The sequence below is a fragment of the Deltaproteobacteria bacterium genome (assembly GCA_026129095.1).
Lineage (GTDB): Bacteria > JAGRBM01 > JAGRBM01 > JAGRBM01 > JAHCIT01 > JAHCIT01.
Genome location: JAHCIT010000006.1, coordinates 77948 through 97619, shown reverse-complemented (window position 1 = coordinate 97619; position 19672 = coordinate 77948). Strand labels below are relative to the sequence as shown.

19 protein-coding genes are annotated in these 19672 nt (G+C 61.6%); 6 read left to right on the top strand and 13 right to left on the bottom strand.

Translation table 11 applies throughout. The features are described from left to right. Position 1 precedes the first annotated feature (1 nt). From KIT79_10015 to KIT79_09985, 7 genes are all read right to left on the bottom strand, one after another. Positions 2–295, bottom strand: coding sequence for a WYL domain-containing protein (locus KIT79_10015; GenBank protein ID MCW5829636.1), 294 nt, complete (start codon positions 293–295; stop codon positions 2–4). Next, entirely contained in the window at positions 292–1536 is a 1245-nt protein-coding gene (locus KIT79_10010) for a restriction endonuclease subunit S (protein ID MCW5829635.1), read from the bottom strand. Before KIT79_10010 ends, KIT79_10015 begins: the two co-directional genes overlap by 4 nt. Further along, on the bottom strand, positions 1533–2060 hold the full coding sequence (locus KIT79_10005; GenBank protein MCW5829634.1) for a hypothetical protein: 528 nt from the start codon (positions 2058–2060) through the stop codon (positions 1533–1535). Before KIT79_10005 ends, KIT79_10010 begins: the two co-directional genes overlap by 4 nt. Positions 2061–2083: 23 nt before the next feature. Further along, the gene (locus KIT79_10000) at positions 2084–3586 is read right to left on the bottom strand and encodes an SAM-dependent DNA methyltransferase (protein MCW5829633.1); all 1503 of its coding nucleotides are present in this window, start codon (positions 3584–3586) and stop codon (positions 2084–2086) included. Beyond that, positions 3583–4173 (bottom strand): restriction endonuclease subunit S, encoded by a 591-nt coding sequence (locus KIT79_09995; protein ID MCW5829632.1) that lies wholly within the window; start codon positions 4171–4173, stop codon positions 3583–3585. The genes KIT79_10000 and KIT79_09995 overlap by 4 nt, the downstream gene beginning before the upstream one ends. 187 nt (positions 4174–4360) lie before the next feature. Next, positions 4361–5494, bottom strand: coding sequence for a hypothetical protein (locus KIT79_09990; GenBank protein ID MCW5829631.1), 1134 nt, complete (start codon positions 5492–5494; stop codon positions 4361–4363). 221 nt (positions 5495–5715) lie between these two features. Beyond that, complete coding sequence (locus KIT79_09985; protein ID MCW5829630.1) at positions 5716–6222, bottom strand: hypothetical protein; 507 nt, start codon at positions 6220–6222, stop codon at positions 5716–5718. Between the two features lie 272 nt (positions 6223–6494). Here KIT79_09985 and KIT79_09980 point away from each other — a divergent pair, with 272 nt between their 5' ends. After that, entirely contained in the window at positions 6495–9539 is a 3045-nt protein-coding gene (locus KIT79_09980) for a DUF748 domain-containing protein (protein MCW5829629.1), read from the top strand. Between the two features lie 21 nt (positions 9540–9560). On the opposite strand, the gene KIT79_09975 is transcribed toward KIT79_09980, so the two are convergent. Continuing rightward, complete coding sequence (locus KIT79_09975) at positions 9561–10220, bottom strand: SET domain-containing protein (protein ID MCW5829628.1); 660 nt, start codon at positions 10218–10220, stop codon at positions 9561–9563. Positions 10221–10763: 543 nt separating this feature from the next. On the opposite strand from KIT79_09975, the gene KIT79_09970 reads away from it, so the two are divergent. The 4 genes from KIT79_09970 (at position 10764) to KIT79_09955 (ending at position 14096) form a co-directional block, all read left to right on the top strand. Next, a complete protein-coding gene (locus tag KIT79_09970; GenBank protein MCW5829627.1) occupies positions 10764–11315 on the top strand; it encodes a methyl-accepting chemotaxis protein in 552 nt (183 codons plus the stop codon). 151 nt (positions 11316–11466) lie between these two features. Next, the gene (trpE, locus tag KIT79_09965; protein ID MCW5829626.1) at positions 11467–12957 is read left to right on the top strand and encodes an anthranilate synthase component I; all 1491 of its coding nucleotides are present in this window, start codon (positions 11467–11469) and stop codon (positions 12955–12957) included. Then, positions 12954–13544 carry an aminodeoxychorismate/anthranilate synthase component II gene (locus KIT79_09960; protein MCW5829625.1) on the top strand — a complete coding sequence of 197 codons (591 nt, stop codon included), beginning with the start codon at positions 12954–12956 and terminating at the stop codon, positions 13542–13544. The genes trpE and KIT79_09960 overlap by 4 nt, the downstream gene beginning before the upstream one ends. 12 nt (positions 13545–13556) lie before the next feature. Further along, on the top strand, positions 13557–14096 hold the full coding sequence (locus tag KIT79_09955) for an NAD(P)H-dependent oxidoreductase (GenBank protein ID MCW5829624.1): 540 nt from the start codon (positions 13557–13559) through the stop codon (positions 14094–14096). Positions 14097–14124: 28 nt separating this feature from the next. On the opposite strand, the gene KIT79_09950 is transcribed toward KIT79_09955, so the two are convergent. The 5 genes from KIT79_09950 to KIT79_09930 all read right to left on the bottom strand — a co-directional run bounded on the left by KIT79_09950 (position 14125) and on the right by KIT79_09930 (position 18588). Then, positions 14125–15171, bottom strand: a complete 1047-nt coding sequence (locus KIT79_09950; GenBank protein MCW5829623.1) for a serine/threonine protein kinase — start codon at positions 15169–15171, stop codon at positions 14125–14127. Positions 15172–15199: 28 nt separating this feature from the next. Next, positions 15200–16051 carry a 1-acyl-sn-glycerol-3-phosphate acyltransferase gene (locus tag KIT79_09945; protein ID MCW5829622.1) on the bottom strand — a complete coding sequence of 284 codons (852 nt, stop codon included), beginning with the start codon at positions 16049–16051 and terminating at the stop codon, positions 15200–15202. A gap of 5 nt (positions 16052–16056) precedes the next feature. Then, entirely contained in the window at positions 16057–16953 is an 897-nt protein-coding gene (locus tag KIT79_09940; GenBank protein MCW5829621.1) for a hypothetical protein, read from the bottom strand. Between the two features lie 51 nt (positions 16954–17004). Next, entirely contained in the window at positions 17005–18156 is a 1152-nt protein-coding gene (gene ftsY, locus KIT79_09935) for a signal recognition particle-docking protein FtsY (protein ID MCW5829620.1), read from the bottom strand. A 66-nt stretch (positions 18157–18222) separates the two neighbouring features. Continuing rightward, a complete protein-coding gene (locus tag KIT79_09930; GenBank protein MCW5829619.1) occupies positions 18223–18588 on the bottom strand; it encodes a hypothetical protein in 366 nt (121 codons plus the stop codon). On the opposite strand from KIT79_09930, the gene KIT79_09925 reads away from it, so the two are divergent. Next, a complete protein-coding gene (locus KIT79_09925) occupies positions 18587–19669 on the top strand; it encodes a tetratricopeptide repeat protein (protein ID MCW5829618.1) in 1083 nt (360 codons plus the stop codon). The two genes, KIT79_09930 and KIT79_09925, sit on opposite strands and share 2 nt — an antisense overlap. The last annotated feature ends 3 nt before the right edge of the window (positions 19670–19672 follow it).

Below are 19672 nucleotides of genomic sequence, written 5' to 3'. Positions count from 1 at the left end.
CTCACACCCCCGCCCAGATGGTCCGGAAGTCGGAATCCTGGGGGTTGTAGTCGGGTCTTGGGTTGGTGAACCGGTCCTCGGTCAGGGCGAGGCCGCGAATCCTGTTGACGTGGAACAGCCGCCACATGGGCTGGTTGCCGGAGCGCGAACCGCCGCCGGTCTGGAACGCCCGCAACCCTTCATATCCGGTCGTCAGCTTTCCATAGGTATAGGGCTCGACCTGCCGTTCAAAACCATCATAGGTGAAGGTCAGGACGCGGCGCTCGCGGACGGCGTCTGTAATGAGTGAGTTCATACACTTATCCCCGCTAATAGAGAACTCCGTAGTAAAGCACCGACTTTCCGATATTCCTGGACGGCAGTTTTCGCTTCGATATCTCGCGGATCGGTAGTGTCGAGCGCTTCAGTGATCTGGCGCTGTTCGTCAATGGGCGGTATAGGGAGGACGACATCCCGTAGCGTCTCTTGGGAAATATTCTTCATGGAGCGTGACGAGCCTGTGGCATTTAACGAAATCTGTATTCTGGCATCGGGAGAATTCAACGCGATATTTAGAAACTGTTTACTGGTGAGGCGATCATTGGGAACAAGACGAAGGGTCTTGTCAGACAGCAGGAGGCGTCGACGCACCTTCCCGACGATTACGCAACGGCCAACGAGATCCGGCGTGTTCGCTCTGCTAAGAAGAAGATCGCCCTCCTGAACTTCAGAATCTGGGAACGGCAATGTCGACGGTAGTAACGCTTTATTCTCATGGGCATGAAAAGTGCCCCAGCTTACCGCGCTCACTTTCAGCACGCCCCATTCCTCTGGAGAGGCGGGACGGTCTTCACACTTGGGGCTTTTGCCTGCTTCGATCCGGAGAAGAAGGCCCCCCAGCCGCTTCACCTCCCAGTCCACCGGTATCTTGCCGATGGGGGAATCCTTGAACCGCTTATGCCGGCCGGGGATACCGCGGGTCAGCAGCTCGTTGGCGAGCGATTTTTTCAGGTCGCGGGTCTTTTCGATGACCTCTTCGTTGGCCCGGATGGCGGCGTCGACGGACTGGAGGGTGGCGGCGATCCGTTTTTGCTCGGGGAGAGGAGGGAGCACTATCTCCATGTCCAGGAATTCATCGGGGCGCAGGCGAACGCGATTCGTTGTCCCTTCACTCGCCAAAGCACAGAGTTCGACAAACGAAGGTAGCGACGAATAGATGTCCCAAAATCCCGGATCGACAATTTCAGGATTGACGTCGTACGCAAGAAAGTCGTGAGTCGTTACTGCATCATCAAGCTCTGGTGGGACAATACCACAGGCCCCGTTACGCGCGTCGATCTTGGATATAAGAAACTGCCCTGCTTTGATTTGATTCTGGTTTTTCGTCTTGATGTTTGAACCTTGTTCGTAACCTCTTGCCACGATGCCTTTATGGCGAATCCTTACGGTCACTTGAGTGTACGTAACGTCGTCGCGCACAACGAAGCGCAGCTTGCTCGGCGATAGAAACTCGCCCAGCCGCACGCGGCGCCAGCCTTTGGGAAGGGGCTTGGTCACTGGACGGTCCCTTTTTGCCGGAGGTGCCAGAACTTTTCGAACAGGGCGAGCTTGGCGGCGTCCTCGGACGGATGGGACTGGGTGCCGAAGATCGGGTCTTCGGCACCGGGTTCCTTAATGCTGCATTTCCAGTGCCCGGGACGGCGGGAATCCCGGAATACGGTCAGGACAAAGCCCTCAATGCGAAGGAAGGGGTTCCCTTTCGCCGATTCGTTCCACCGCCGGGTGAGCCATTTGTCGCGGCGGGCGGCCTTGCTCTTGAGCGTCGCCTCACGCCGGCGCGGGCCGGTGTAGTCGCCCTCCATCTTTTCCGCACAGACACAGCCGACGTCCAGTTGCTGCGGGAAATCGGGATGCTCCATCAGATGCACGAACCGTATCCGCTCCTGGCCGCACATCTCGCAGGTGGGATAGCCCTCGGTGACATCCTCGCCCGGCTCAACGTCACCCGGCCGGTTATCGACGACATCGATACACCTCCATCCCCTGTGGGGCACTCCCGGTTGGTCCCAAAGCCGCGACATGGCGAATTCCTGCATCTCCCTGCTCACTCGAACCCGAGTTCCCTGAGCATCCTGTTCATGCGCTTCTCGGCCTCATCGCGCTTTGCTTCCGCGACGCGGAGCGCTTTCAGCGCCTCGCGGACGTCGGGGATCGCATCTTCACCGCCCATCTCCACGTAGCGGGAGATGTTCAGGTTGAAGCCGTTGTCCTCGATCTCTTTCAGCGGCACGACGCGGGCGAAGTTCTCCTCGTCCCTGAAGGCCTTGAACGCCCTGGCGATCCGCTCGATATCCTGCGGCCGGAGCTTGTTCTGGTTCGGGGCGCTCTCGAATCCGTCCGGTGCGTTGATAAACAGCACCTTGCCGCGCCGGGCGGGCGGTTTCGCTCCGGACCGGCGCAGCACCAGGATCGCCGCCGGAATCCCGGTTCCGTAGAACAGGTTCACCGGCAGGCCGATCACCGCCTCGAACAGGTCTTCCTTCAGGAGACCTTCGCGGATCTTCCCTTCGGCACCGCCCCGGAACAGCACGCCGTGCGGCATGACGACGCCGAGCATGCCCTTGGCATTGAGCGTCGCAACCATGTGCTGGAGGAACGCTAGGTCGCCCTTGCTGGCGGGCGGAACGCCGAACCTGAAGCGCCCGAACCGGTCGGCCTCGGCCGCATCGCGGCCCCATTCGTCCAGGCTGAACGGCGGATTGGCAATCACCCGGTCGAACAGCATCAGTTCGCCCTTTTCCAGGAACTTGGGATCGCGGATCGTGTCCCCCTTGGCGACCTGCGCGTCCGGCAGCCCGTGAAGGAGCAGGTTCATCTTGGCGATGGCCCAGGTGCCCAGGTTCTTCTCCTGCCCGAACAGGGAGAGGTTGCGCGGGTTGCCGCCGTCATTCTCGATCTTGTGCGCGCATTCGATCAGCATGCCGCCCGATCCGCAGGTGGGGTCGCAGATCCGCATCCCTTCTTTCGGTTCGAGCAGTTCCGCCAGAAGCTGGACGACGCCGCGCGGGGTGTAGAACTCGCCGCCCTTCTTGCCGGCGTCGTCGGCGAACTTCTCGATCAGGTATTCATAGACCCGGCCGAGCGCGTCGGGCTCCGGCAGATCGGCGTTCCGCAGGCTGATCTCCGAGAAATGAAGGATCAGTTTCGCCAGCAGCATGTCGCGCTGCTTGGCGTCGCCCAGCCGGTGCTCGTCGTTGAAGTCGATGCCGGCAAGGACGCCTTCAAGCGTCGAATTGGAGTGTTCCAGCGCTTCGCAAGCCTTGTTGAGGGTGTCGCCCAGCTGGGTGGATTTCTTGCGGAGTTCCTCCCACCGCGCACGCTTGGGCACGAAGATCGGGTGCTCGTCCTCGTCTTCGTAGGCGAGCTTGCGGTCGCCGGTTTCCTTCAAAATTTTCTCGGCCTCTTCCTCGAACACGTCGTTGGCGCGCTTGAGGAACATCATCGCGAAGATGAACCCCTTGTAGTCGGACGAGTCGATGGAGCCGCGCAAGATGTCGGCGGCTTTCCAGATGTGGCCGAAGAGCTGGCTGGTGCTGGTGGTTTTCATTCAGGGTCTCCAGTGGCGGGCTTGCGCGGGGGCAGAATCCGTTCCGACACGATCTGGCGCGCCGCCATCAGACGCATCTCGGCGGCGTAGCGGGCGTTGACGTAATAGTCCTGGGCAGAGCGGAGCAGGTCCGCGAGCTGGCGCTGTTCGGAAAGCGGCGGCACCGGCACTTCGATTTCGGCCAGATCCCGAAGGGTGAGCTTGAGTAACTGAGTGCCGGTCCGGCGCTGCTCGAACGCTTTCACCCCGGCGGGCGACTGGAGAAATACCGACAGCAGTTCCGGGAGTAGTATCTCCGGCTTCGGCCGGATGAGCATGAGGTTCGATGAGGCGACCGCGCCCTGCCAGCGGGCCGGGGCCAGAACCGACCGGAGCTGCGTCCCTCTCGCCGTCACAATCACATCGTCGGGAAGAATCCGGGCACGCCCGAATCTGGCCGGATCGGAGATGGCGGCCGTTTCCAGGAAGTGAGTCAGATCGGCGGCGTGTTCCAGGTCGCGGATATTGATAATCGGGATCGCAGGTCCTGTGTCGCCCTCGAACCGGTAGAGCGGGTGACCGGCGATGATCTCGGCAACCTCGCCCAAAGACCGCCAAACGGCCATTTTAGCCGTTTTTTGGAGGTGAAAATGGGTGGGTTGTGACGCTTCCATAGCCACAAGTATATGCATGGGTACGGAAGAGTCAAGATAAAAGTATTGCTATACCTCAAATTATAAATGTCGTATCTAAATTGTATACCATATTGATTAGACAACGGCCGTTGTGGTTTCGCTAAAATGGCAGTTTTCTCAGGGGCCGGTCTGAACCGGGGCCGACGCCGAACACCTCCTTGTTGAAGCGACGGTTGTTCTCTTCCAGTTCGTTCTTCCATGCAGCCGCTTCGGGAACTTCAAGTCCGCGGATTTTTGCGGCTCCATAGAGTGCCAGGATGAGGTCTCCGGTAACGGCTTCGTCAAGGTCATCCAGTTCCTCGCAACCGATAGCCACCGCCCTGTCCGAACCGAGATAGGCGAGCGAGTCGAGCAGAATGGTTCTCAGGCTGGGGTCATCCTCCAGTTCCAGCAGTTCAAGGACCGCTGCCGCCGAGGCGGGCGATTTGAAACCGGCGAAAGTGTATGCGGACATCATACGGGAGAGTTCATCCGGAAGTTTATGCCAGAGGGACCGGATGAGGCCGGGAGTTCCGGGATACCCAATCCGGTACAGGCTCTCCTGCGCGGCATCCGGAAGGAAATCATCATCTGACGCCAGCTGCGCGACGATGAGCGGCACCGCCAGCTCGCTCCTGACTGTTCCGCAGAGTTTCACAATGAAGTATTCGGCCCATCTCCCCTGGTAATCCGGCTCCCGGAGCATCTCGACCAGTTTCCCGGACGGCGGCCAGTCCTGGGCGGCAATCGCTTCAATCAGATCGTCGGTTCTGGCAAATTCGGGGGGCGGGACGGGTTTCCCTTCGTATTTCAGCGAGACCGACAGAAGCTCGTCGAAAAGTTCCGGCGGCCTGCGGGATCTGTATTCCCGCCGCCGTGCGATCCTTTCATGAGTCATTGGATGCAGGGCAGGGACGGCTTTCATGCGGCTCTCGAAGACCGGCACGAGATCGAGCGGCATCAGTGCGAGCGCCCGGTTCAGGCATTCGGCGGTTTCCTGCCGGCGGACCTTTTCCAGCCGCGAGAGGATCATGGAAACCGACCGTTCCGTCTGAGGGAACACATCCAGTTTGGCCAAGCTGAAGAAACTGTTGAGTTCGCCGTATCTTTCGACTGCCTCCATGATGAGAACAGGCAGGTCGGTGTCTTGGATCAATGCACTGCCGAAATAAATCGAGGCCCATTCCCGCACGAACTTGTCGGGGTTGAGCAGGTGGCGTTTGAGGTCCGCCGGATGGAGAAAACCGCCGGTCATCCGAATTCTATATAACTCCGGACACGCCAGAGCCAGCCATCACACAGAATCATGCAGCCAACTTGCAGCCAGAGCCCCGGATACTGGCGGAACGATGCTATGGGTATTTTCTTGATCTGCTAGAAAAGGAATGCTCACACATGCTCGTTCGAGGCCGAACCCACGCCACGAGCTTGCTCATCAGCATCGCCATCGTCATCATCATCGCGTGGAGGAAACAATCACTCTCTCCGGTTTTTCTCCCGCAACATTGCCAGCAGAGCGGACCCTTTTCCTGTCAGGCGGTATTGCTGCCGCGAGCTGTTGGGTTTATCGGGAATGGTACGTTCGAGCCAGCCTTCGTTCAGCAGGTGGTCCAGGTAGTTCCGCTGGAACGACTCCCGGTGCCTGATGCCGCTGATTTCCTGTATCTGTTTGCTCGAAAGCGACTTCACTGCACAGGCTTCGAGAACCCTTTCCACCCATGGATCAACTTGTCCGGTGACTTGTCCGGTCCTGCGCCGAATGATCGTCACGAACCCGTCCCGGATGGTGAATTCCGGTTCGGGGAATCCGGCCTCCCGGCAACGCCGAATCATGTCTCCGGTGCCGGTGCCCATCCGTTCAATATACTTGGCGAGGTAAAGCGGTTCTTTTTGCGCGGAGACCAGCGATCTGGCCCTGCCTGTTTCGATGTGCCCAACTTGTGCCCAGACCAGCTGAAAGTACCGGTTTTCATCGGCATCCACTGGCAGAACGATCCCGCACTATCCGCCGCAATCATTCCTCTTCTTCCCCGTTATCGTCTTTGTTACCAGGCCAGGCGTCACCCTCAAAAACCGCTGGCTTCACGGCCGTGACGGTTCGATTCCGTCCGGGGGCACCATGGAAGTATTGCCCCCATTCCGGTAGGGGGGCGGGTTTCGGGCTCGTGTTGCGCCGGGTCAAAACGAACAGCTAGGTCTCTGGAGCCCTTGAAACATGGTCATATGAGTTTCCGGGCCGACAGGAACGCTTCTCTGTGACGGATATTCCGGTCTTTCTGAAAACCCCACGTGTCCGTAAGGCCGGCATTGCTGCCGGAATCATGGCAGCGGTTTATCTGCTGACCGGCTTTTTCGTGCTGCCGGGGATCATCAAGGGGCAGATCATCGGCACGCTCCGCGAACAGACCCGCCGCGAGGCCACTGTCCAGCAGGTGAAGTTCAACCCGCTGCTGCTGGCCCTGACCATCAACGGCTTCGACCTCAAGGATCCGGACGGGGAGACATTCGCTTCGTTCGGCCAGTTTTTCGTGGATTTCGAGCTGTCGTCCCTTTTTTACCGGGCGTATACGTTCCGGGAGATCAGGCTGGTTTCTCCCTATGGCCGCGCACATGTGCTCGCCGACGGGAAATACAATTTTTCTGATCTGCTCGATCAAGACGGTGCCGAAAAGCCGGCAGTGGAGAGTACGGGTGAGAAACAGAACCTGCCGGCGGTGCGGGTCCAGCTTCTTGATATCCAGGACGGCAAGTTCATTTTCCGCGACCAGTCGCATGGCCGCGACGCTACGGCCGAGTTCGGTCCCGTCCAGTTCACCGTCCGGGAGTTCAGCACCCGCCCCCGGGAAGGCAGCCTCTATTCGTTTTCAGCGGAAACCACACGGGGCGAGAAGATCGACTGGGAGGGTTCTTTCCATCTGGACCCGTTGGGTTCCGAGGGACGGTTTACGCTTGGTGGTATCCAGTTGCGCCCCTTGTGGGAATATATGCGGGACCAGACGGGATTTGAGGTCCGGTCAGGAAATCTTACGGTCAGCTCGAATTACGGATGGGACCGAAGCCGCGGTCTACGCCTGACGGGCGCTGGAATTGGCGTCACTGGTCTCATTATCAGTGAAAAGGGAACGGAAGCGCCGGTTATCGAGGTTCCGGACTTTCAGGTCCGAAACATGGACCTGATGCTTGATGCCCGGACCATCCGGATCCCGGTAATCGAATCCGGCAGCGCCAGAATCAGTGTTATCCGCGAACCGGGCGGCGGAATCAATCTCACCCGGATGTTCGCTCCGGTGGACGATGGGACCAAGCCGTCGGATGAGGCATCGCCCCCGCCGGCGGCGAAGGATGCGCCATCCGGAAAAACCTGGAAGGTTACACTCGATGCACTCCGTCTGGATGACTATGCCATTGCTTTTGAAGACCGGACGACACCGGTTCCCGCGACGATCGGGTTCAACTCCATTAAATTGCAAATGGATGGAGTCGGGTTTCCGCTGGAGAAAGAGTTCGGGCTTTCCCTGTCGCTGAAAACCGGAGAAACCGGGTCGTTTGAAACCCGTGGGAACGTGGGCCTGAAACCCCTGTCGGTCTCTCAGGAGATCAGTCTCGCCGGTTTTCCGCTGCCGCCACTCCAGCCGTATCTCGACCCGCATCTGAATCTCCAGTTGAAGGCGGGGCTGCTGAACGCTTCAGGGCAGGTGAAACTCGCGGCGCTCGCCGCCGAAAAGGGCGGCAAGACATCGGCGCAATATGCGGGGACGGTATCTGTGGCGGGACTGCGGGCCGTGGATACCCGGGCGCAGGAGGATCTCGTCCGATGGGACGCGCTTCGGTTCAACGGCATGGATGTCGCAACCGAACCCCTGTCGGTGAAGATTGACGAGATCGTATGGGAAAAGCTGTACAGCCGGGTGGTCATCCGGAAAGACCAGACAACCAATCTGACGGGAATCGTGAAGGAAGCTGATGCTTCTCCGGCCGCGCCAGCCAGCACGAAGGTGGGGCCGGCTCAGCCTCCGGTGAAGGCGTCCATCCGGACAGTAAGGTTCGTGGATGGCTCGGCGAATTTTTCGGACTACTCGCTGGAACCCGGCTTTACGGCCGGGATTTATGCGCTCAACGGGGCGATCAAGGGGCTGTCGTCCAGCAACACCGGCCGCGCGAATGTGGATATCCGGGGAAAGGTGGACCGCTACGCGCCAGTGCTGATTTCCGGGCAGATCAACCCCCTCAGCAGCAACGCCTACACCGATGTCACGCTCAGTTTCCAAGGTATCGAGGTTTCGTCGTTCACGCCTTACTCGTCCAAGTATGCCGGGTACCTGATCGACAAGGGGAAGATATATCTTGATCTCCGCTACCGCCTCAACCAGCGGAAGCTGGTGGGTGAAAACAAGGTGATGATCGACCAGTTCACCTTCGGCGAAAAGACCAACAGCCCCGATGCCACATCATTGCCGGTAAAGCTCGCGGTGGCGATCCTCAAGGACCGGGAGGGGAAAATCAACATTGACCTGCCGGTGCGGGGAGATCTCGACGATCCGGATTTCCGGTACGGCCGGGTGATCTGGGCCGCTCTCAAGACGCTATTGGAGAAAGTGGCCTCGGCTCCGTTCACTGCGCTCGCCAGCCTTATTGTTGGCGCCGGCGGAGACCAGCTTGGTCATGTGGATTTCCCGGCGGGCCGTCTTGATATTTCGCCGGAGGAGCAAGGCAAGTTCCCTTCCATTGCCAAACTGCTAGATGCGCGGCCGGTGCTCCGGATCGAGGTGAAGGGGAGGGCCAGCGTCCGTGACGATACCGGGCCGCTCAAGGAGCAGAAGCTGCTGGGCCGGCTCCGGGCTGACCGTGCGGACGAGATCAAGGGCCGGGGAGGTGTCGTGCCCGACCCCAATGCGATCATCCTGACGGAAACCGATGAGGCCCGGCTGCTCCGGAAAGCTTACCAGGAAACCTTCCGTGAAAGTCCGCGGCAGGTGTATGACCGGCTGAAGGCAGAACGCGCTTCTCCGGACTTTCCGAAGGAAAGCTCCGCGGACGGTTTGGCGCTGGTGACGGAAGCGATCCGCGCCAGGCTCATTGCGGCCCAAACTGTCGATATGCCCGCCCTTCGGGAACTGGCTCAGGTACGGGCCAGCAGGGTTCAGGCGGGGCTGATCGAGGGCGGCGGTATTGACCCGACCCGCGTTTTTGTCCGCGAGGTCGAGGTGTCAGATGCCCCGCCGGATGCTCAGGCAGACGCGGCCCCCGTACCCGCGGGACCTGTCACCGTGCCGACGGAACTGCTGCTAACCGCCGACTAGAAAACCCTGCCGCGTACGCTCTCACATCCCCGCAGCTTCGATCTTGACCCGGGTATCCGGCTGCACCATCCCGCCAGCGGGTATCTGGCCGAACTCCAGGCGTTCGGCCGGGACGTAGGCACTCCGGAATGGTGGAACCGGTTCGCGCCCTGCCAGCATCGCCTCAACGCTCTGCCGGTTGCGGATAAAGGGGACGAGCGGCTGTTCCACCTTCGGGACAAGCGGGAAAGCCTCCTGTACGATCGCATCCCACTCGGCTCCGTAACGGATCACGTCATCATGGTGAACCGCGCCCCGGCAGCGGGCAGCGCCGCACTGGCAGGCCATCGAATCGACGATGTTGAGCACGCCGTATTCGCAGGTGATCTGCTCGCCGGCCTCGATATCGCGCACGGCAAAGTCGAGATCGTGGCCGAGGCCCCGTGTATTCGGCTCACAGTGGTGATTCAGGTACCGGGCGTGATCCCAGCAGAGGATCGTGTTGGCATCGGGGTCTGCATAGGCATAGCGGTCCAGGATGGCCAGTGTTGAGGGCCGGAGGAAGTGCGTTTCACCGGGCCGGTAAATGCGGTCCAGTTCGCACAGGGCCCAGGTGATGGTTCCGCGCGGAAGCCGGCGGGTGGCGAACACGCCGTAACCGATCTGGTCGTTGATGAAGCGAAGCTCCGTATGTGGGTGCATCATGTGGTTCTTTGAACCTGGCTGGTAGTGCAGGACGCTCCAGGCGTCCTGGCTGGGCCGTCCTGCTCAAGACGGGGCGGCTAATGGTGGAATGGATTTTCGGCAACGCTGTGGACGCAGGAAAGCAGTTCTACATGCCGGTCTCTCCACCTGCCCGGAAGCATAGGGGCCGCTGGGAACTTCCGGGCGCCGCGCGGAAACACATAAGGCGCGCAATAGGGCCGGGATTCACGATGAAATGGGGAAGCTGCTCGAACGGCGGGGCCGGTTCGGGGGAGGACGGGAGAAACGCTGGGAAGTCACCGCACCTTGGTACGGCCACTTGCTGGCTCCCTGCCCTGCATGCACGGTCCGGGCGGCAGACCATCTGCCAGCCGGGCGGCCCGCAGGCGGTATTCGCCCCGAGTTTCGCGCCGTTCCGGCTGAAGCAGCCCAAGCATGGACGATCCGCCAGAAACGGCAAGTGGGAGGGGCGGTTTACCCTTTGGTTCCGGGCGGGTATAAGAAGTCAGCAAGCTGTTTGATCGGGGGAGGATGCCGGACGTGAGCGAAGAGCGCACTTTCGTGAAGCGCCGTCACATGTTTATCGAGCCGTACGAGCAGGTCGTGTTCATGATCCGTGCCTGGCTGTACTGCATCGTCTTTTTCGTGGGGGCGCTATTGCCCATCTACAAGCCCGGCCCGGGCTGGCATCTGTCGGAAGCCCAGCGGGCGACGAACCAGTTTTTCTTCTATCACGCCGACAAGTGGCCGTGGCTTCTTCTGCCGTTCGCTCTCGTGGGGCTGATGTCGGTGATCGGCAGCCACCGGATTTTCGGTCCGGTGACCGGTCTCAAGAACACGCTGAAGCGCGTAACGGAAAAGGATCTCACCGCCCGGTTCAGCGGCCGGCCGGGGGACCATTTTGGCGAACTGTCGCTGCTTGTGAATGACGTGATTGACCGGGAGCGGGAAAACCTGAAGGCGATCCGCGATCTGGCTGCCAAGGCCGAAAGCGATCTGGCCGCTGGCCGCTCTGCCGAGGCGCACGCAGGGATTCGCAAGCTGATTGACGAAATCGGCCGGTACCACCTAGACTTGCCAAAGAATGGCTGAAATACCTGCCGTCATCCGTTCCTTCCGCTGGTGGCCCGTCCGGGCCTGAGTTTCAACGCGTCTGTTTTCCGATATCGTAATTCCAGGCCCGGTTTTCCGGCTTGGCTTCTGTATACTGTGAACAGCCGCCACGGTGCGGCACCAGGTTGACATGAACCATATAGAACCCCCTATCGGCCCTTTTGAGGAACTGGTCCGCTCGGGCCAGTACCGGCGGATACCGCTTTACCGCCAACTGCTGGCGGACCTCGATACCCCGCTGTCGGTCTATCGTAAGCTGGCCTCCCGGCGGCCGTCGTTCCTGCTGGAGAGCGCCGAAGGCGGCGAGCGATGGGGCCGCTATTCGATCATTGGCACCGGGGCGCGGGAGATTGTCCGCTGCAAGGACCGGCGGGTGGAAATCGTCAGGGACGGGCAGTCCGAGGAGATCCGGGTCGAGGGTAATCCGCTTCATGTCATCCGGGCGATGCTGAAGGAAAACCCGATGGCCCTCGTGCCTGGGCTGCCCAAATTTTTCGGCGGCGCGGTCGGATACGCTGGATACGATTCGGTCCGGTATTTTGAACAGCTTCCGGACAACCTGCCGGACGAACTGGGCGGCTACGACTTCGAGTTCATATTCACCAATCGTGTCGTGGTGTTCGACAACCTCGCCCGCACGATGACGCTCATTGCCGTGGCCGATCTCGACCTTCATCCGACGCCGGAGCGGGCGCGTGCCCATGCCGCCGGCGAGCTGATGGAGATGGTTTCGCGCATCCAGGGGCCGCTGCCGGAACTTCCGGAGGCTCCGGGCGGGGAGGTGGCGGTCAGGTCAAACACACCTCAGCCGCAATATGAGCAGGCCGTCCGCCGCTCAAAGGAGTACATCGCTGCCGGAGACATCTTCCAGGTGGTGCTGTCGCAACGGTTCACGTCGGATATCGAGGTGGATCCCTTCCAGCTCTACCGTGCGCTCCGGTCCATCAATCCCTCTCCCTATCTGTTTTTGATGGAGTTTGACGGTTACGCACTCGTGGGGTCTTCGCCGGAAGTACTGGTCCGACTTGACGGCGATGAGGTGACGGTCCGGCCCATCGCGGGCACGCTGCCGCGGGGCCAGACGCCGGAAGAAGATGCCGCCAACGCCGAGAAACTGCTGGCCGACCCCAAGGAGCGGGCCGAGCACATCATGCTGGTGGATCTGGGCCGCAACGATGCGGGCCGGGTCTCGGCGCCGGGCACCGTGAAGGTCACCGACCTGATGGTGATCGAGCGGTACAGCCACGTCATGCATATCGTGTCCAACGTGACGGGCCGGCTCGATCCGTCGAAGGACGCCTTCGATGTGCTGGAGGCCGCATTCCCGGCGGGGACGCTGTCGGGTGCGCCGAAGATCCGGGCCATGGAGATCATCGATGAACTGGAGCTGTCCCGGCGCGGCTGGTATGGCGGTGCGGTGGGCTACTTCTCTCCGACGGGGGAGATGGACTTCTGCATCGCCATCCGGACGTTTTTTCTCCAGGATGGCCGTGTCTACTGGCAGGCGGGCGCCGGCATCGTGGCCGACTCGGTGCCTGAGAAGGAACACAACGAATGTGTCGCCAAGGCCGCGGCGCTCCGGCGCGCCCTCGAAATGGCGGCAAAGGGGTTTGAGCCATGATCCTGCTGATCGATAACTACGATTCGTTCACGTATAACCTTTACCAGTATCTGGCGGAACTGGGCGCCGAGGTGAAGGTGGTTCGTAACGACCGGATTACCGTGGAGGAGATCGAGAAACTCGCTCCCAAAGGGATCGTCGTGAGCCCCGGTCCCTGCACCCCGGACGAAGCAGGCATCAGCCTGGACGTGTTCGGTAAACTGCCGGGGAAACTCCCCATCCTCGGCGTATGTCTCGGCCACCAGTCGATGGGGCAGGCGTTCGGGGGGAAGGTAATCCGGGCGAAGCTGCCCATGCACGGCAAGACCAGCCAGATCCACCACGACGGGAAGGGCGTCTTTGCCGGACTTGCCAATCCGTTTGAGGCGACACGTTACCATTCGCTCGTCGTGGAGAAGGCGTCACTTCCGCTGGTTCTGGAGGTCTCGGCCTGGACTGACGATGGCGAAATCATGGGGCTCCGGCACAAGTCGCTGCCGGTCGAGGGTGTGCAGTTTCATCCGGAGTCGATACTCACCGTGGAAGGGAAGAAGCTGATCGCCAATTTCCTGCGAACCTGCGGTATCGACACCCGGCGGGCGGCCTGAAGGGAGTTGGCAATGATTACGATCCTTTCCGGCACGAACCGGCCCGGCTCCAACACGCTGAAGGTGGCCAGTATCGGCATGGCCTTTTACCGGGATAGCAAGGTGGACGCGCAGCTTCTGGATCTTGCAAAACTTCCCGCCGGGATATTTTCTCCTGAGCATTACGGCAAGCCGCCGGCGGAGTTCCAGCCGTTCCAGAAGATGATCCTGGAAACGGATGGGATCCTCGTCGTGACACCCGAATACAACGGCGGGTTTCCGGGCGCACTCAAGTATTTCATAGATCTTCTCAAGTTCCCCGACAGTCTCGTGGGGAAGCCGGCCGCCTTTATTGGTGTGGCTGCCGGGCGGTTTGGCGCGCTCAGGCCCATCGAGCAGCTCGAAATGATCTTTCAGTACCGGGAAGCGCATATCTACGGAAAGCGGGTGCTGCTCCCGGCCGTGGAGTCGAAACTGAGCGCAGACGGAACGGCGATCGCCGACGAATCGATCCGCGAGCGGTTCGAGCAGATGCTCCTGGGTTTCGGCGAGTTCTGCCGCAGGCTGAAATGACCGGAAGGACCGGGCATCGTTCCCGGCGTCAGGGGATTTCCTTGATCCGGGCGAGCTGCTCGGCGAGGTCGTTCGCCAGTTCGTTCCAGTAGCGAGGCGTGTTGAACTGGACGAACGTGCGCGGAAACACCGGATCCTGCCATCTCCGGGCGATCCAGGCGGCGAAGTGGATCATCCGGAGGGCCCGGAGCGGCTCGATAAGGTGAAGTGTCCTGCGGTCGAAACGGTTCATTTCGTCATAGCCCTCAAGCATCTCTTCCAGATCGTCCCGGACTTCCTCGCCGCTGCCGGGAAGCAGCAGCCACAAATCCTGCACGGGCGGCGCGGTCACCATGTCGTCGAAATCCACGAGGAACATCTGTTCGCCGTTCACCAGCAGGTTCCCCCGGTGACAGTCCCCGTGGGTACGGATCATGGAAACGCCGTCGAAAAGTCCGTCGGCGATGCTGCAGATTTCCCGGATGACCCGTTCGAAGAAATCTCTCTGCTCGGCCGGGAACCAGCCGCCCGACAGCAGGAATTCCAGATTGGCCAGCCCGTAGGTTTCCGGTGTCAGCCGTATCCGGTGGCGGGCCGGCCGGGCGGCGCCGGCCATGTGCAGCCGGCCAAGGAGCCTCCCCACTCGCCGGAGCATGGGCCGGTCCAGCTCGTCGGGAATGCGGCCGCCGATCTTGGGAAAGACCGTGTACCAGATTCCGCCGCTGGGCACTTCGCGCAGGGTGGAGCCGTCCGGGAACGGAACCGGACTGACAGCGGGGACTTCAGACCCCGCCAGATCGGCGATGAACTGGTGTTCTTCCCGTATCTGGTCCGGTGTCCAGCGGCCCGGCCGGTAGAACTTCACCACCCGGCGCCTGGGCTGGGCGAGCGTGGACGGAGGGCCGTTCCGGACCGGTTCGATTTCGACTTCATAGACACGGTTTTCGTAGCTGTTCAGCGCGTAGCAGAGTCCGGTGCATTCATAGCCCGCGTCTTCGACGGCCTTCAGGACTTCATCGGGGCCGAGGTCGAAGAAGTAGCGGGTGACATCATCGCCCCAGGCCGACTTGCCGGCGGATTTCTGCTTGCGCGCCACAGGAGGGGTATAGCACGGGCGGTGGGCGTCAGGGCTCTCCGCGCCGCAGAATTTCCGCCACCTGGGCCTTGAGCCGGGATCGGGTTTCCTGGGTGAAGGGCCGTGGATCGACCAGTGGGCCGAACTCGACCTCAATCGTTCCCGGCCGGATGATGCCGCTCGTCCGGGGAAGGGCGCGGTGTGCGCCCCGGATGATAATGGGCACGATTGGCGCTCCCGATTCGATGGCGAGGATAAAAGCGCCGCGTTTCATCGGGAGCAGCCTGCCGTCCCAGCTCCGGGTGCCTTCGGGGGAGATCAGGATGGAAACCCCCTTCTCGCGCACATCGGTAGCGGCGCGGGAGATGGACTCCCGCCACTGTTCCTCGTTGTACCGGTCCACGAGGTAGTGCCCCTGTTTGCGAAGCCAGGGACCGTAGACGGGGACTTTCGCCAGCTCGACGTTGTAGAGACTCCTTACCGGCCGGTCCACGACAGCTCCCAGGATCAGGTGGTCCAGGTGGCTGGTCTGGTTCCACATGAACAGGATGCCGGTTTCCGTAGGCGGCAGCCGGGAGGTGCCGCTCACTTTCAGGTCAATATCGAGGGCTTCGAGCGCCCCGCGGCAGAAGGCGCGGGAGCGTTCGAGTCCCGGCGCGCTGCTGCCGCTGTCATTGCGGCGGCGGGACCGGGCCACAAAAGCCGCGAGCCGTCCCCACGCGAACGTGGACATGGCCCGTTCGGGAAACGCATAGGCCGGCCGCTTCCAGCCATCGGGCGGGATTACGCCGGCCATGCGGGCTTCGGCCTCGGTCATGCTTGCATCGGGGCGCGGGCGGAGCCGCCGCCAGAACAGCAGCCGGTCGAGGGGATCCTTATCCTTCGGTTTCTGGTGAGCCATTTCCCTTACAGCTCGAGCGACCGGCCGGGATTCCACCAGTAGGAGTGAACTTCCACGAACGGTGCCCGGCCTTCCTTTGAAACACCCCGGTCGAGCAGCAGTATCTTCCCCACGCTGGGAACATCCACCAGCCGGTAGCTGGAGCCGGGATAGATGCGGCGTACCAGTTCAGCCCACAGGCAGGAGAGCTGGAGCAAGGCGCCCTTGGTCATCCGGTCCACGAACCGCTGACGGGCGAGTTGCATCCTCAGGGCATCGTGAATCGCCTGGACCGGCCCGCCAAGATCAAGGCCAAGGGCCTGTGCTGCCCGCTCTGCCTCGATCCGCACGGCGCCCAGAAGTGTCTGTGCATCGGCTCCGGCCAGATGCTGCACGAACAGGTCGGGGCTTCCATAGTCGGGGGTTTCGCCCGGCCATTCGCCCGGCGGCTCGGAAACCAGTGCCGGGAGGGATGCCAGCCTGAATCCCGCACGCTGGCCAAACTTCGCCCGGACCGCATCGAATACCCGCACCCGGAGGCCCTTCACCCATCCGGCATCCATCACCACGGGGCCGGCACGGGGGTCCAGATCCCATCGGCCACCGAGATTGCGGATCAGTACCAGCCCCAGGTAGGAGCTGTAGCCCGCCACGAACGGCTCGGTATCGGGCGAATCGTGAAAATGGGTTTCGATCTCGTTGTCGATCAGGTCGAGCGATTCGATGCTGTAGTCCAGCCGGTGCTCGAACAGCCGCGCTCCCCGAACGCAACCGGCGGCGTACTGCTCCATCCGGTCGGGAAGGGACGTCTCGTAGCGGCGCCGGACCACCCGGCGCAGTGCCCGCGAAAAGGCCGCCAGCAGCAGCACTCCCATGCCGAGGGCGACCAGTGACATGCCGATAATAAAGAGCCAGCGGAGCATCGCGGCCTCAAGAATACGCCCGGACGCCGGGACGGGCAACGGAACCGGGAGTTATTCGCCCTCGCGGAAGATTTCACTGACGAACCGGCCGGGATCGAAGGGCGTCAGGTCGGCGAGCCGCTCGCCGACACCGATATAGCGGACCGGGAGCCTGAACTCGTTGACGATCGAGATGAGCGCTCCGCCCTTGGAGGTTCCATCGAGTTTGGTGACGATCAGGCCGGTGAGGGCAAGCGCCTGGTGGAACTCCCGGACCTGGCTGATGGCGTTCTGTCCAGTGGTGCCGTCCACGACCAGCCAGACCTCGTGAGGGGCGCCTTCCATCGCCTTGCCGATCACCCGCTTCACCTTCTTGAGCTCTTCCATCAGGTTCGTGGCCGTGTGCAGCCGCCCGGCAGTGTCAACGATAAGCACATCCATGCCCCGCTTTTTTGCCTGCTCGACCGATTCGTAGGCGACGCCGGACGGATCGGCATTCTCCCTGCCACGGACGATTTCCGCGCCGGTGCGCTGGCACCAGACATCCAGCTGATCCACGGCCGCCGCCCGGAAGGTGTCGGCCGCGCCGAGCATCAGGCTGAGACCGGCCTTGCGGTAGTGGTGCGCTATCTTGCCGATAGTCGTGGTTTTCCCGACACCGTTGACGCCGGCGATCATCACCACGCGTGGCTTCAGGCCGGTTTGCACCGGATCGGCATGTTCCACCGTTTCCAGGATTTTCAGGATGGCGACGCGAAGTTCCTGCCGGACAGCATCGGGGTCCTTGGGTTTCTTCGCCCGGACCTGGGAGATCAGGGCCTCGGTCGTCTTGACGCCGATGTCCGCGGTAATGAGCAGTTCCTCGAGGTCGTCCCAGGTGGATGGCCCGATGGCCGGCTGTCCGGCGAGTATGGACCGGAGCCGTGCGAAAATACCGCGCGTGCGCTTGAGCCCGCCGTCGTAATCCGGTGTTGCGGGTTCTTCCCGCTCGGGCGCGGAAGGCTCGGGTTCCGTAGCTGGAGATGGCGGCAGGGCCGGAGGAGCGGCGGGTGCGGGCACAGCCGGAACTGTTTCCGCATCTGGCTGTTCAGGCGGCGGAATCTCCTGTCCGGGCGAGGAAACTTCCGGCGGCGGAAGACGTTTCCAGATGAAGGCGGCCGCCAGAAAGCCGAGAGCGAGTGCGAGCGGGACGATCCAGTAAAGGTTCTGGTGAATGAATTCCATCGGCCGCGAGTATAGGCCCCGTTTCGGGCTCGTCCAGAGAAAAACTGCAACGGGGACCGAATATGGCTACGGCTTGCGGAGAAGCCGCACCAGATAGGGTGACAGAGCTCCGGCAAGCAGGATGAGCCCCAGAAGCATGACGGTCCCGCCGGTCATCCCGTTGGTTCCCTTCATCCGTTCCACGCCATAGAGGGCGGCGCCCGCAACGGTCAGAAAAACGGCAAAAACCAGCGCCAGCCGGTTCCGCCGTTGTTCATGGCGGGTGAGCGGAACGGTCGAATCGATCTTGTCCGAGAGAGAACGAAGGACTAGGAGTTGTTCGGCTGGAGGCAGCAGTTTGAGCACCGTGCACAGTTCCGCCGATAACCGTTCCGCCTTTTCGAGCGGATCGTCCCCGGACGTCCGGGCAGGGGGGGGCGTATCGGCGGACATGAACAGGGCTCCGGAGAGACGGATTCCGGCGGGGCCGGGCGGAGCGATCATGCGGCATGTGGGGCGGGTGTTCAAGCTGACGGTGGTGGTGCTGGCCCTTGCCGGCCAGGCGGCAGCCCAGCAGTCCGCCAGCCCTTCGTCGCTGGAACGGGTAGCCATGCCGGACGGCGGCCGGTTCGGCTTCCTCGAACAGGAAGAAACCCGCGAATTGTACCGGCAGGCATTTATCCGGCTCTCGCCGGGTCCGAACCACAATCCGGCGGGTGCTGTCGAACTGGCCAAAAAGGCGCTGGCGCTGGAGCCGGACAATCCCAAGGGGCACCTGCTCTATGCCGAAGTGAAGGTGCGGGCAGGTTCAGTGGAGGAGGGGATTTCCTTCCTCAAGGATCTGATCACGAAAAATCCGGCCGAGAATTCGTACAGAACCGCCCTCGCTCAGGTCTATTTCAGCCAGCGGCGGGACGATGAGGCATACCGGTTCCTTGAGGAGGAGATCGCGGCGCAGCCAGACGACGTTGTGCTTCGTGCATTCCGGGGGGAGTCGCGCCTTTTCGTGACCGGCGACTTTGCGCTGGCCGAAGCCGATTTTCATGTGCTGGTCGAAAAATCGCCGGAAGACCCCCGCCTGTGGACCTCACTCGGTTTCGCCCGGTTCCAGCAGGGGAAGCTGATGTCGGCCAGGGAGGCATTCCGGAAGGCACTCGTTCTTGATCCGGAGTTCGTGGAGGCCCGCAACAACCTTGCCTGGGTCGATCACAAGGAAAAGAAGTTCGAAGAGGCCCTTCGGGCGTTCGATGCGGTGCTGGCCGGCCATCCGGACTACCGGCCGGCGCATCTGGGCCGCGCCTATACCTTGAGAGACATGGGCGATCTGCGGGGTTCCATCCAGTCCTACAAGAAACTGATCGAAATCGATCCCAATTTCGTACTCGTGCTCGACATGCTCGTTCTGTATGTCAGACTGTACCAGTGGTTCCTGTACGCCCTGATCGCGGCCGGGCTCGTCTGGTTCGGCCGCCTCTATCTCCGCACGATCCGGCGCGACCGGCGCAAGGCCGGGCGCGCACTCGAACGCCGCTAGTAG

Bases quoted from the DNA above. Each gene is read 5' to 3' on its own strand.
- KIT79_10015 (MCW5829636.1), bottom strand. From the start codon at position 295: ATGAACTCACTCATTACAGACGCCGTCCGCGAGCGCCGCGTCCTGACC.
- KIT79_10005 (MCW5829634.1), bottom strand. From the start codon at position 2,060: ATGTCGCGGCTTTGGGACCAACCGGGAGTGCCCCACAGGGGATGGAGG.
- KIT79_10000 (MCW5829633.1), bottom strand. From the start codon at position 3,586: ATGAAAACCACCAGCACCAGCCAGCTCTTCGGCCACATCTGGAAAGCC.
- KIT79_09990 (MCW5829631.1), bottom strand. From the start codon at position 5,494: ATGACCGGCGGTTTTCTCCATCCGGCGGACCTCAAACGCCACCTGCTC.
- KIT79_09975 (MCW5829628.1), bottom strand. From the start codon at position 10,220: ATGCACCCACATACGGAGCTTCGCTTCATCAACGACCAGATCGGTTAC.
- trpE (MCW5829626.1), top strand. From the start codon at position 11,467: ATGAACCATATAGAACCCCCTATCGGCCCTTTTGAGGAACTGGTCCGC.
- KIT79_09960 (MCW5829625.1), top strand. From the start codon at position 12,954: ATGATCCTGCTGATCGATAACTACGATTCGTTCACGTATAACCTTTAC.
- KIT79_09955 (MCW5829624.1), top strand. From the start codon at position 13,557: ATGATTACGATCCTTTCCGGCACGAACCGGCCCGGCTCCAACACGCTG.
- KIT79_09945 (MCW5829622.1), bottom strand. From the start codon at position 16,051: ATGGCTCACCAGAAACCGAAGGATAAGGATCCCCTCGACCGGCTGCTG.
- KIT79_09940 (MCW5829621.1), bottom strand. From the start codon at position 16,953: ATGCTCCGCTGGCTCTTTATTATCGGCATGTCACTGGTCGCCCTCGGC.
- ftsY (MCW5829620.1), bottom strand. From the start codon at position 18,156: ATGGAATTCATTCACCAGAACCTTTACTGGATCGTCCCGCTCGCACTC.
- KIT79_09925 (MCW5829618.1), top strand. From the start codon at position 18,587: ATGAACAGGGCTCCGGAGAGACGGATTCCGGCGGGGCCGGGCGGAGCG.
- KIT79_09930 (MCW5829619.1), bottom strand. From the start codon at position 18,588: ATGTCCGCCGATACGCCCCCCCCTGCCCGGACGTCCGGGGACGATCCG.